The sequence below is a fragment of the Leuconostoc lactis KCTC 3528 = DSM 20202 genome, from assembly GCF_014651235.1.
Lineage (GTDB): Bacteria > Bacillota > Bacilli > Lactobacillales > Lactobacillaceae > Leuconostoc > Leuconostoc lactis.
Genome location: NZ_BMWM01000033.1, coordinates 1 through 12,602 on the forward strand (window position 1 = coordinate 1; position 12,602 = coordinate 12,602).

Sequence of the window (12,602 nt, forward strand, 5' to 3'; positions counted from 1 at the left end):
AAAAAAACTACAATTTTAGAAAATTTAGCCCACTCATTTTTGGGGTTATATAAATAGTGCCAATTAGCATCAATTAACGATTTATAATCTAAAATATCTGAATAAATATTTTCCAATATAGCATAGGATAATTGAACTATATGGTGATTTATTGAAGCGAAATCTTTTTCGGCTAAAATTTTCAGTCCACTAATTCCAGCCATATCATAGTTAACGTTTATAGTTCCACCAAGGTCATCAAAAAAATCTAAATTTAAACTGTTTTTATTAAATAAAGATTCTTCAATATTTCTCGATACGTTCTCGCTCAATGCGCCTAACTGTAATTGGAATATAGAGACTATTATATTCTTAAATAACAGTTTTTCATCTTCATTATCAAATACATATTTATCATAGTACGTAAGTAGGATAGAAAAGGTTCGACTTTTAAAAAGAGTATCTCCCTCATGAAATATAGCATTATAGGATAATTTTTGGGAAATATTTATATCCGAAAAATTTTTTTGAAGATCGGTTTCTACAACCTTTATATATTTATTATCATCAGCATATACTTTATTTATTGCAGACTCTGCTAGACGATCAAAATCTCCTAATTTTTGGATTATAGCACTTCTATTATTGCCAATTGTACTTTTTATTATTGAATCAAAAACTCGTTGCCCAAACGAAGAAATACTTTTCGACTCAAAGTCTTCAGGTAACCAATTTGTTGCATATGCCGAAGAAGTATCTATTTTTGAGCGCATATCTCTTAAAGTATTTTTACTGTCTTGAGTTGAATGCCTAAAGATATCTAACGCAAATTTACCACCAGATGGCATACCGTAAGAAATTTCAGCTCCTGCTCCAAAAAGAAATCCTATTTTTTTCATATTTAACCTTCTTTCTCTTATTTCAGATAAGAAACTCACACCATGTTATGCAAACATTTTTTGCAAGAAACCTTTTTTCTGTTCTTTCAATAAATCTAACTTACGTTGATGAAGAGCGATAGTCTCGTCTAACTGTTTGAAGAATGAACCAATTGTTTCTTGCTCTGCTACACTTGGTATTAATATAGGGATAATTGATAAGTCCCCCAAATATATCCCTGGTTGAGCAGAAACAACTTGTCGTTTCCTCAATTCCATTTGAAATTTTTGACCATTAATTGTTGTAAATAAAAATTGTGATAATATCGTATGACTTGGTCGTAAATATGCAACACTTCTTTGAAACGTTATTCCTATAGGGTTTTCAATGATAGCCGTTTCTCCTATAGAACCGACAATAGTTAGAAGAACATCTCCTTTTTCCAAAGAAAATTTTTTATGAATAGAATTATATTCTTCTACAGATATTTTACGATCCGTAATCTCATCTATAATTATTTTCCCGTTCTTTATGTTTTTTGCACTTAATAAGAGAGGCCCCTCAAGAACATTTTGGTGTGTTCCATGTGTTCCATCTTTTAATAAAGTTAACTCATTTCCTAACTTACGCTCTTCCCAATCGTCAGCAAACCCCGCAAATCGCAATTCAGGAACTTTCTCGCCATTTTTTGGAAACATCTTTTGCAAGTAGCCTTTTTTCTGCTCTTTCAACAAATCTAACTTCCGTTGATGAAGAGCGATAGTCTCATCTAACTGTTTGAAAAATGCCCCTATTTTTTGTTGTTCTTCAAAATCTTTTGGAAAAGATACTAATGTTTTTTGTAAGTTCCCTTTACTAATTGATGATACTTTTGAACCCTGAATCAGTCTCAAAAGTTGTCTATGATAGGTATTTGAATTGATATAATATCCTAGAAAAAATTCAGCTTTTTTATCTTTTGATCTTGCAACTATTGTATGTAATCCTGCTACGAGATTTTCTTCAGTTAAACCATTGACTTCAACAGCTTTTCCAACAGTTTCATCTTCAGCTGCATCAGCAAAAATCAAATCACCATTTTCAAGTAAATTAGATTTATATTTTTCAAAACTACTATCTGTAATATAAGGGATTTTATCATTTTTAACATTTAGTATTGCTGGATATTTAATCAAGATATCTCCATAGTGAACACTTTGAATATCTCCTTCATCATAATTCAACAATGCTCTAGATAATGAATTTGTAGATACAGGGAAATTAAAACATTCATCAAACTTACGCTGTTCCCAATCGTCAGCAAACCCCGCAAATCGCAATTCTGGAACTTTCTTTCTAACTGAATCATCTATTTTCGCCATAGTCCCCACCATTTTCTTGGTTTTTCTTGTTCTTCTATCCTTTTTTGATCTTTGATTTGTTCCTGCAAATTTTCCAACTTCTCTTTAAGAGCGTTCACTTCATCTTTATATTGATTGTCTAAGTGTTTGAATTCTGTTTCCTGTGAGGGCATTTTGAGAACTTTTAATCTGTCGTTTTCTGCTTTGTATTCTTCTAACAACTTTTTATCTTGTAAGGCTAACCGTTGTTGCTGGTCTAGCAAATTTTGCGTTTGTTTTTGTGCTTCCACTAAACTTTTTATTTGTTCATCTTTATTGATATTTTGAGATTCAAGATATTCAATTTGGTGTTTAAGACTGTTTAAATAGCTATTTAAAGTGCTGTTTAATTCAACACCTTCAACACTTGTATTTCCTTTTATATTAGTGTTTTCTTGGTGTTTAACGGTATTTAACTTACTGTTTAAACTACTGTTTAATTCAATACCTAGATTTTCTTTTATTTGTTTAACCGCTTCAGCGGTTAATAGCTTCATACTATTATTTCTAACTACATATTCGCTTGATATTTTAGAAACTTGATAATGAATTTTATTCTTGCTAACTCCTAACTCATCTGCAAGTTCTCGAATTGTTTTTAAATTGTCACTCATGATCTATATCCTGCCTTTTAACGATTGGTAGATACTGTTCAATCGATTTTTTAAGATACTTAGCAATATTCTTTTTCGAATAGTCATCTTGTTTATCTCGAATATATGCTAAGTGTTCTTTCACGCCCTTTAAACCACGTAACTCTTTTAATTCGTCATAAAGTGGATAAACATTTTTCTGTAGCCCTGACAAAATAGTAGTATCCGTTAAATCAATATATGACAATAAAAACTGCTCCATAAGTAACTTTGTATAGGGACTTTTTATTGCCTTAACAGTCAACATATCTTCTGTTTCTTCTTGACGGATCTTGCCCTCGATATAAACGGGATCGTCTAGCTTGTAACTAATATTATCTGCCACTTGGTTTTTAGTGATATGAAAGACAATACTCTCAATGCTGCGTCCTTTTTTTACTTTTTCATACGTAACATTAAAGCTGGTATGGTTTGTGATTTCTTTAATCGGATCTTTTAATACTCTTCTTTCAAAATCCGTAAACTTTTTATATTCACTCACCGTATCGGTCGTGTCGCGCAATTCCCGAATAGTGATTATCGGATTACGGTAACTTTCCACTTGCTCTTCTCTTCGCCCACCTTTAACGCTGTAATGCTCATATTGGTTGTAATTCATTGATAACCAACGGTACAAAATGATTGCATACTTGCTATTCAATTCAGAAATTTCCGATAAGGCATGTTGCGTAAAATTGGTTTTGAGATTGATTAAATAAGGCATGATTTCGGGGCTAAATCGAATAGTTACTTCATCATGATAATCAGCCCATTTAACATAAGGGATAGGCACAATACTTTCAAATTCATATCCCTTTTCTTTGGCTTTTTTTATCTTAAAAAATGCTTGTTTCTGCATTTTTTCAATTGCTTCTTTAAAACGACTATGTTTATTGCTATCATCCACGTTAAAAAAAGCAAATAACTCTTGCTTGGATAAATAAACTGTCTGGTCTTTCGGTGGATTTTCTGTATCAATTAAAGAAACAGCTAATTCAAACATTTTAAGCGGTGTTTTATCCATTTTGGCAATGGAGGTAATTAAACTGTTATGCTCAACCACTTTTCGTTTTGATAATTCATTCAAGGTCTGTACCTGCCTTGTCTTTGATTCTGGTATAATAGACATATAAATACGCTCCTTTGGGCGTGTTGTTGGATAAGCATAAAGAAAAACTTTTAGTCGGGAATTTCTTTATGCTTTTATTATAACATTATATAGCGACAAAATATTTTAAACAGTCGCTATATACATAGTTTTTTGTCGCTATATGCATAGTTTTTTGTCGCTATATGCATAGTTTTTTGTCGCTATATTACCTATTAAACCCTTGATATTACTGAATTTCTAACTACGCAAAAGAACAAAAGATTAAAATATAAAAGATAAACTTATAATAGGCTCCGCCTTTTTATTGATTCAATAAAATAAAAAACAAAAAGAACACCGTTGTACATAAATTTTGTACGTGGTGTTCTTTTTGTGTTGAATCATTTCAAATGACGGCTACCTAGTTATCTATCATAATTGCCACTTATTAAGCCAATAGCGACGTTTTAAGTTACTTAATGATTATTTCTACGTATTTCATATAAAAACGCTTAGACGGGCAAATAAGCCGTTTTAACGTTAGAGACTAGGTCCTTTAAAAATATCACGCGTTAATTCACGCGTTAATTCAATGATCCGATTGATTAATGCTTTAACTTGTTCAATGCCGCGATCTAATCTAGTTGGCGCTATTTTCGTATCTGGATTTGCTCTAGCTGTCGTCAGTGTTTTTAACCAGGACTGGGCTACTTTTTTATTTTGAGTGAATTCTTCATGATCCAGCTTATAAAGAACAGACCGAGCTTCCACATCAGTATGCGATAGCTTGTCGACACCATAATCATTTTTAAGCATGTCACGCATGGCATAATCCAGCTGTCGCTGTTCGCGTTGTCGCTTCTGAAGCGCTTGATGCGTTTCTTTCAGGTTTTGATAGTCTGCTTGGACGTCTACTAATTGCGCTTTGACTTGGCCTAATGTTTGCTTGAGTTCTTCTGTCTCATTCTTGCTTTGTAAGGTGGCTTTCTTCATCGTGGCTAACACGTTTTTAAAGCGATCTAAGTCATCTGGTTTCAGCACCGTCTTACCAAAGAGGTTTTTAGATAAGGCTTGTTTAAACGCATCAATTTGTTTTTCGGCTAAGTCTACTTCCGTTAAGGCTTGAGCCGTGATTTGAAGTACGGCCTGTTTAGCCCTAATATTCTCTTCAACGTCAGCTAGTTCGTTTTTTAAGGCGTTAAACTGATCGTTGTATTTTTTGATTTCAGCGACATTCTCAAACGGTAAGGTTTTGTTATTTAAAATCCCTTGTTCATAAAAGGGCAGCACCTTTTTTAAATGCTGATCTAAATCCTCATGAAATGTTTGTAAATCATGTCGCGTTAGCACTTCTTTAGCGGATACTTTATAACGTGTCTTTTTATCATCAAAAACGACGGGGACAAAGGCATAGTGCAAGTGAGGGGTTGTCTCGTCATAATGCACCACCGCGGCCACGGCATTTTCTTGACCATAACGGTCATTCAAAAAATTAGTGGTTGCTTCAAAAAAGGCGCTCTGTTGCTCGTAGGGGGCTTCTGTGAGTTCTTCAGGTAAAGTGACTATCCACGTCGCTAACGCCTTCACATCGTCTCTTTTCATGCAATAAACGTCATTTAAACGCGCATTGAAGCGTGAAAGCATATCAGAACCATCCGCCATGAGATCTTGATTCAGATAAGTTTTCGACACATCAATTTCTTTGTTGCTGTGATGGCCAGTTTTACGTTCAAAATGAACGGCAAGACCGGGAACTGAACCACGGGTATTTTTCTTTAAATGCGCCATCAAAAATGCCTCCTCGAAAAAGGTTTTCCAAGACCAGTATAACACCGTTAAAAATCTGGTATAGCCTGTTATACCAAAATGTCATTTTGGACAGGCTCTGCAAGGCGCGTCATCGCCAATCGATGACCGTAGCGTTTCCCCTTCCTACTGGGGAAACTGCTATTTTACAGCGCCTATTATCCGGCTAGAAAAACCTCTGGCGGGTCACGCCGTGACGGGGCAATTTATCATTGCAGGATCACCTTCAGTGAGAGCATGTCATGCAGAACGCTACCCGCGTGGGGCAAGCTGGTGTCAGCTTAACCACATTAAAATAATCTGTAAACGTAAGTGTATAATAACAAAAAATTGTAGTGGACTATCGCAATTAATAGGTGTTATACAATAAAAGCAAACAAAAAGGCACCCTTAAGGTGCCCACATTATTTTAACGATCATTAAGATCATCAAAATAACGTTTAATTGCGAACGTCACAACAGCAACACATATCGCGTTGAGCAATTGTGTTAGTTCGTGGAAGAAATATATCATGGAGTTTCACCTCCTTGCCGTTGCGTATAGTAGGAAACAACAGCTTTTTAAGTATATCACGTTTGGAAATAATACTAATACAATGCTATAATATAAACAGGAAGAAATACATGGAGATTAACCTCTCTAGTAAAAAGGGCTAGTGCGTAGGAACACCAGCTCTTTTTGTTTGTCTTTTTTGAAGCAAGTTTCCTTTCAGGGCAAGACAGTGTATAATTATAAACAATAACTGCCATGAAACAGCTCTGCTGTTTCAAAGGCTTGGGCCAGTACGCTGGTCAAGCCTGGTGGCCCACTTTAAAATACAGTGATGCTGATAGTATGATGGCTAGACTGTTATTTTTGACAATTAAAGACGATTCAAAAAATTAACCAAGCCCCCAAATTACTAATAGGGGGGGTAAAATTGCAAATAAACCGACAGGCAACCCCTCCTCAACGCTTGGGGGAGTAGGCTTAAGTCGACATTTCTATTATGGGGCAAAAAGGTAATAAACGCCCCTTTGATGAGATTTATCTAATAAAATCAAGAAAGGAGCTGTTATGACGTACAATGCAATTAAGGGTCGCTTTACGCGCGTAGCCCCTGATAAAACGATTTTGTATGGCGACAAGTCTTATACGTTTACCTTAACACCCGAGCAAAGTGAACAGATTGACCAGGCTGTTTATGCGGTTGTCCTGGCCAAAAATTATAAAACGACCTCTTTCTCGATTGATGAGAAGTTAACCTTGTCTGACGAAGAGGTCGCCCAACACAAGTTGGTGGTCCGTTTACGCCTCCGCCAAAAACACAAACAGCCCTCTCATAAACCGCTCACGGACTAAAATTTCACAAATGACAAAAGCCAAGCTGTAGGGATTGTGAGAGCTAGACCAATTAATTTGAGCGAAATTCACAAATCAAGATCACATAAAAAGCGCCAAACCTTATGAAATTAAGGCTTGGCGCTTTTAACTTAGTATAAGCTACATTATGTTAAGCAGCTATACCACTTGCTGCTTAACATAATGCCGGTTATCGGCACTAGCCGGTACGACGCCGTTTATAAGCCGTCACCTGTGAATTTCAAAAATTCGCCTTGTGAAGGCTTATTTGTTGCACGATACAACTTGTGAAATCCGGCTGGTTCACAATCTATACCACCTGTTTTCTCTCACCGGTAGGGCTCGTCCCTGTTCCACCTACAAAAACACCCAGAAATCACGCCGTTTTAAGCTGAAATCCGGGTTTTGAAAAATTTTCGGAGTGCGGTACCTCTCGGTGCCAAAAAAGCCTGTCCATAATCTTGACATCAGCGCCGTGTTCGAAGACGACCCGACTACCATTCCAGCCCGTAAAGACATTCTAGGCGAAGCAATTAATACGCTTAACGAAAAGGTAAAAGAAATTGTTGATGCCCGTGATTATTTACAGTGGAAAATTGACAACTATGATTCTCACATGATTGAATCCGAAAATAAATTATAGAAAACAAACGAGGTCCGGGCGATGATTGCCTGGACCTCGTTTATTCTTTTTGATTAAACTTTCGGGGTAGCTCCGGCCCCTCGCGGGGCTATCTAAAAACCACTCCAAAGTATTGACATTATTCCCTTATTTAAAATCGTCCCATAATCGATTGTTTTTGATACTAACTGATTTATAAAAATATGCCTCTAAAGTTTCCAAAACTTCAGAGGCATATGAAAACGAGAATTAGTTAATATTTGAAACAGGTTATTAATTTTTGATAGGCTTAGAATTAGACCTTAACAATCGAAGCCCATTCAGAATAACAACCAATGTACTTCCTTCATGAATAATGACACTGATTGCAATATCCGTTAAGCCTAAGAAACTAACGACAACTAAAAAGGCAACAACGGCCATTGAAAAAATAACATTCTGCCAAATGACACGATTCATTTTCGTAGATATATTATGAGATTGTACCAATTTGGATAAATCGTTTTGCATTAAAACTAAATCCGATACCTCTACTGCCACATCGGTCCCATCTCCCATAGCGATTCCCACATCTGCGTTTACGAGAGCGGGGGCATCATTCACTCCGTCTCCAACCATGGTAACTACACCGTATTTTTCTTTTTGTTCGTCTATAATTCTGGATTTGTCTTCCGGCATGACATTCGCAATCACTTCATCTATTCCTAATTGTTTAGCGACTGCTTTACCCGTCATTTCTGAGTCACCAGTAATTAATGTGGTGTGTATGCCTTGTTCTCTGAAATAATCAATGGTTTCTTTTGCATGCTCACTCGGAACATCCATGAGGGCAATAAGACCTATAACAGCCTCATCTACTGCTACGTATACGACCGTCTTACCTTCTGACGACCATTCATTATTTAAACGACTATATTCATCTGAAACATCGTCAAACGAAGTCGGTTTTCCTATACGATAATTTCTCCCTTTGTAATCTCCTGTCAATCCTTTGCCGATCTGGTTTTCTACTTCGATAGTTAGTTTATTTTTTTGCTCAAACTTTCTTAGAATAGCATCTGCTAAAGGGTGATTGGATTCTTTTTCAAGAGCTACTACGATATCAATCATGTTTTCTTCGTTCACGGAATCAGCAAAATAGTAATTGGTTACTTCAGGTTTTCCTTTAGTCAAGGTTCCTGTCTTGTCAAATGCAATGGCTTGAGTATCGGCTAATTGAGACAGGTAAGAACTACCTTTTGAAAGGACGCCTTTTTTGGCCAAGTTAGAAGTCGTCGATAAAGTTACCGATACAGTAGCCGCTGCTAAAGCACAGGGTGAAGCTGCCACTAAAAGGACCAATCCTCTATAGATACTTTGTGACCATGTCCAGTCTAGGAGAAAAGGAGCCAATAACATGAATAACGGAATGGCAATTAAAACAACTGTAACGTATTTCGGTTCAAATTTTTGGATTATACTCGTAGCTTTTGTTTGGTTGTCTTGGTTCTGGTTTACTAACTGTAAAATTTTTGAAAATACTGTATCTTTATTTTCTTTAGTGACTTCCATTGTGAAAGTACCTGTTCCATTGATTGTACTTCCGAAAACGTCGTCTCCTTTGGACTTCTCTTTTGGGATACTTTCTCCATTAATAGATGACTCATCAATGGACGTAGAGCCTGACAAAATGACGCCATCAATGGGGACTTGATCGCCATTCAATACTTGAAGTTGATCTCCCACTTTTAATTCACTGACGTCAACATTTTTTGTACTGCCATCAGGCTGGATTAACCGGGCAGTCGTTGGATTCATTTCGAGTAATTTCGTGATTTCTCGTTTACTTCTTCCTTCTGCATAATCTTCCAAAAAATGTGCACCAGAAAAAATAAGAATCAATAATGTACCTTCCCAAAAATTCCCCATTAAAGAAGCGCCAATGGCCGCTAATCCCATCAAAATGTGAGAGTTGGGCATGAACTTTTTTTGAACTTTGGAGTTCTCGATTGTTTCTCCAAGGCCTTCAAGAATAATGACATGATATCCTGCACTGATTGTAGCGATTGAGAATAAAATATTTCGCATTAACTGATAATCTTCATTCAAAAATAAAGCGATCACCGCTAAGGCTAAACCAATAAAGTATAAAACGATTGGCATTTTTCCGTGTTCACGGTCGTGGTTGTGATTATGTTTTTCTTGAGATTGTTGTTCTTCGATAGTTTCCATTTTTATCACCTTCCTATATAATTCCTTTGATTTCCATTCATTTACTTATTAAATCACACAAATTCCCACTAAAAGAAGAGAAGTATTCATGTAATTTCCATTGTCTCTGACTCCTTTCAGTTGTCCCATATGTAAATCGGAATCTTTACGTTTTACATATGAATAACAAATCATATGTTTACAAAATCATATTAACTCACTGTATGAGTTTTGTCAAGACAAGATGCTTCTTATTCAAATGGACTACTATTGCTGATACAAAAGTCTTAATTTTGTCTATAAACAAAAAACTAGCATCGTTTTACTCATGTGATATTATATATATGAATGGAAAATCATGTGAGAGGAATAAGAGCATATGGATACATCAACAACTTCGCCAATCAATAAAGAGAAGATCCAATCAATAAGCAAAGAATTCAAAGTGATTAGTGACCCTACACGCTTGTCAATTCTCTTTCTTTTACAGAAAGAAGATCTCAGTGTTGGAAACATTGTGCTTGCATTGGATATGGAACAGTCCGCGATTTCACACCAACTAAAAATATTGAATGATTCACGTTTAGTGAAGGCAAGAAGAGAAGGGAAAAGCATGGTTTACAGTCTTGATGATCTTCATGTTTTCAGTATTCTCGAACAAGTCTTAACTCATATCAAAGAACAAGAACAATAAAAGCTAATAAGGTATAAAACTAAATGGAGGTTTTTAAAATTTCAAAGTCAGAGAAACAAGAAAATCACTCGCACCAAAATCAACCGAATAAGAATATTAAAATTGCTTTTTTCACCAACTTTATTTTTTCCATGATTGAATTTTTCTTTGGGTCTCTTTTCAATAGTGTGTCAATTATGTCCGACGCCGTTCATGATTTAGGAGATTCCATTTCTATTGGATTCGCTTGGTTTTTCCAGGGGTACTCAGAAAAGCAGCAAGATGAACAGTTCACTTTTGGTTATAACCGCTTTTCATTATTAGGGGCGTTGATAACTGGAGTAGTACTGATCGGCGGCTCATTTTTTATGATTTACCGAAGTATCCCACGTTTGATTGATCCGCAACCGGTTAATTACAGTGGCATGTTTTGGCTTTCACTCGTGGCTATTGGATTGAATGGATATGCGGCTTGGATTCTAAGCAAAGGGTCATCTAAAAACGAAGGCATGTTGAACCTGCATATGCTAGAAGATGTATTAGGGTGGATTGGGGTCTTGGTTGTGAGTATCGTAATGAACTTTACCGAGGCTTATCGATTGGATCCAATCTTATCGATTTTGATAGCACTCTATATCCTCTATAAAACTGTACCTGAATTTTTAAGCACAATGAAAATTTTATTGAACGGTTCGCCGGAAAATGTAAACGTAGAGAACCTGGCGAGCTCCATTAACAATATTCCTGCTGTAAAGGCCCTCTCTCATTTTCACATTTGGTCACTGGACGGAGAAGAAAATGCCCTTATCGTTACGGTTCTTATAGATTCTTCCGATATAAACAAGGCTAGGGAAATCAAAGAAGAAATTGCAGAGCTTGCCCATACATCGGGTGTAAAGAATCATATCACAATAGAAATAACTACAAGTAAAGACGAACTGGAAAAAGGGTATGCTTATGGCAGTTAAAGTATTTATATATTGAAAAAAGGACTATTTTAAATCGAGTAGGAGACTAGTCAATTAATGGCTAGTCTCCTACTCGATTTATTAGTGCAAAGCACCCCTTAAATTTAATGCAAAATAAAATTACAATTTACAAACGGTATGCTGATATAATTACGGAAAATATAGTAATATCAAAGGGTTATTATGTCGTTTTAGAATTAAAACAGCCCCTGTTATCTAGTGATTAGATAACAGGGGCTGTTTTAATAGTCTTTTCGAGGGGTCATTATATAATTATAGACCCTATAATGCGAATCATAAATTTAAGAAAGTACTTATTTTATTTTTTTATACCACATTTCATCACCATCTGATTTTCTGTCTTCTGGGTTTATAGTGATGAAATTTATGTTACTAGTAGTTTCTATTTTAAGTTTTGCTTGTATTTTGTTTTTCTTAATCATTTCAGAACTAGTGTCGGTATCCACGATGTATATTGTTTTATCATGTTTATTAATCAGTTGTCTGAATATACCGTTAATATGTTCATCGTCTGAATTAAACCCAAACCCTATAACTACTACTACATCAGAATCAAGGAGTTCATGATAAAAATCAACATATTTTTCAGACATGTCTATCGAAGTCATAGGCTTTGTTCCACTTTGAGTAAACAATAATGGGACAACAAAATGATTGTTTGTTTCATCATTTCTAACAATAGAATTAAGATATGGATCATAATAAATACTTGTTCCACCATTTAAAAACTTGATTTCATGTTTAATAATTTTTTCAATGAAAGGACTATAATTTGTGGTCCCTATCGTAGTTATTTCAAAATTTTCATCTTCTTGTATTTTTTGTATATCATTATAGTATCCGTCTTTATTTTCGTCTAAAACTTCAGCTTGTTTAAGAATATAATCGCGTACCGTATACAAAAAAACTACAATTTTAGAAAATTTAGCCCACTCATTTTTGGGGTTATATAAATAGTGCCAATTAGCATCAATTAACGATTTATAATCTAAAATATCTGAATAAATATTTTCCAATATAG

11 protein-coding genes are annotated in these 12,602 nt (G+C 35.4%); 4 read left to right on the forward strand and 7 right to left on the reverse strand.

The window, feature by feature from the left end:
- The 5 genes from IE039_RS07630 to mobV all read right to left on the reverse strand — a co-directional run.
- A partial coding sequence (locus tag IE039_RS07630; RefSeq protein ID WP_189428982.1) for a hypothetical protein occupies positions 1–878 on the reverse strand: 878 nt, incomplete at its 3' end.
- Between the two features lie 45 nt (positions 879–923).
- On the reverse strand, positions 924–2,231 hold the full coding sequence (locus tag IE039_RS07635; RefSeq protein ID WP_189428983.1) for a restriction endonuclease subunit S: 1,308 nt from the start codon (positions 2,229–2,231) through the stop codon (positions 924–926).
- The gene (locus IE039_RS07640) at positions 2,207–2,851 is read right to left on the reverse strand and encodes a hypothetical protein (RefSeq protein ID WP_010004305.1); all 645 of its coding nucleotides are present in this window, start codon (positions 2,849–2,851) and stop codon (positions 2,207–2,209) included. The genes IE039_RS07635 and IE039_RS07640 overlap by 25 nt, the downstream gene beginning before the upstream one ends.
- On the reverse strand, positions 2,844–3,998 hold the full coding sequence (locus IE039_RS07645) for a RepB family plasmid replication initiator protein (protein WP_010004306.1): 1,155 nt from the start codon (positions 3,996–3,998) through the stop codon (positions 2,844–2,846). The genes IE039_RS07640 and IE039_RS07645 overlap by 8 nt, the downstream gene beginning before the upstream one ends.
- Positions 3,999–4,499: 501 nt before the next feature.
- Positions 4,500–5,747 carry a MobV family relaxase gene (gene mobV / locus IE039_RS07650; protein ID WP_019040779.1) on the reverse strand — a complete coding sequence of 416 codons (1,248 nt, stop codon included), beginning with the start codon at positions 5,745–5,747 and terminating at the stop codon, positions 4,500–4,502.
- Between the two features lie 1,075 nt (positions 5,748–6,822).
- Between mobV and IE039_RS07655 the strand changes: the two genes are divergently transcribed.
- Together IE039_RS07655 and IE039_RS07660 are read left to right on the forward strand one after the other, a co-directional pair.
- On the forward strand, positions 6,823–7,107 hold the full coding sequence (locus IE039_RS07655) for a hypothetical protein (protein ID WP_010004773.1): 285 nt from the start codon (positions 6,823–6,825) through the stop codon (positions 7,105–7,107).
- Positions 7,108–7,582: 475 nt separating this feature from the next.
- A complete protein-coding gene (locus IE039_RS07660) occupies positions 7,583–7,750 on the forward strand; it encodes a MerR family transcriptional regulator (protein ID WP_224133470.1) in 168 nt (55 codons plus the stop codon).
- A gap of 252 nt (positions 7,751–8,002) precedes the next feature.
- Here the strand turns inward: IE039_RS07660 and IE039_RS07665 are convergent, their stop codons facing one another.
- Complete coding sequence (locus IE039_RS07665) at positions 8,003–9,940, reverse strand: heavy metal translocating P-type ATPase (protein ID WP_002316687.1); 1,938 nt, start codon at positions 9,938–9,940, stop codon at positions 8,003–8,005.
- A gap of 358 nt (positions 9,941–10,298) precedes the next feature.
- Here IE039_RS07665 and IE039_RS07670 point away from each other — a divergent pair, with 358 nt between their 5' ends.
- Positions 10,299–10,613 (forward strand): ArsR/SmtB family transcription factor, encoded by a 315-nt coding sequence (locus IE039_RS07670; RefSeq protein WP_010004769.1) that lies wholly within the window; start codon positions 10,299–10,301, stop codon positions 10,611–10,613.
- A 23-nt stretch (positions 10,614–10,636) separates the two neighbouring features.
- On the forward strand, positions 10,637–11,560 hold the full coding sequence (locus tag IE039_RS07675) for a cation diffusion facilitator family transporter (RefSeq protein ID WP_002316684.1): 924 nt from the start codon (positions 10,637–10,639) through the stop codon (positions 11,558–11,560).
- Between the two features lie 314 nt (positions 11,561–11,874).
- Here the strand turns inward: IE039_RS07675 and IE039_RS07680 are convergent.
- Positions 11,875–12,602 (reverse strand): hypothetical protein (locus IE039_RS07680; protein ID WP_229782860.1); only part of this gene is annotated, 728 nt, incomplete at its 5' end.

Bases quoted from the DNA above. Each gene is read 5' to 3' on its own strand.
- IE039_RS07635 (WP_189428983.1), bottom strand. From the start codon at position 2,231: ATGGTGGGGACTATGGCGAAAATAGATGATTCAGTTAGAAAGAAAGTT.
- IE039_RS07640 (WP_010004305.1), bottom strand. From the start codon at position 2,851: ATGAGTGACAATTTAAAAACAATTCGAGAACTTGCAGATGAGTTAGGA.
- IE039_RS07645 (WP_010004306.1), bottom strand. From the start codon at position 3,998: ATGTCTATTATACCAGAATCAAAGACAAGGCAGGTACAGACCTTGAAT.
- mobV (WP_019040779.1), bottom strand. From the start codon at position 5,747: ATGGCGCATTTAAAGAAAAATACCCGTGGTTCAGTTCCCGGTCTTGCC.
- IE039_RS07655 (WP_010004773.1), top strand. From the start codon at position 6,823: ATGACGTACAATGCAATTAAGGGTCGCTTTACGCGCGTAGCCCCTGAT.
- IE039_RS07665 (WP_002316687.1), bottom strand. From the start codon at position 9,940: ATGGAAACTATCGAAGAACAACAATCTCAAGAAAAACATAATCACAAC.
- IE039_RS07670 (WP_010004769.1), top strand. From the start codon at position 10,299: ATGGATACATCAACAACTTCGCCAATCAATAAAGAGAAGATCCAATCA.
- IE039_RS07675 (WP_002316684.1), top strand. From the start codon at position 10,637: ATGGAGGTTTTTAAAATTTCAAAGTCAGAGAAACAAGAAAATCACTCG.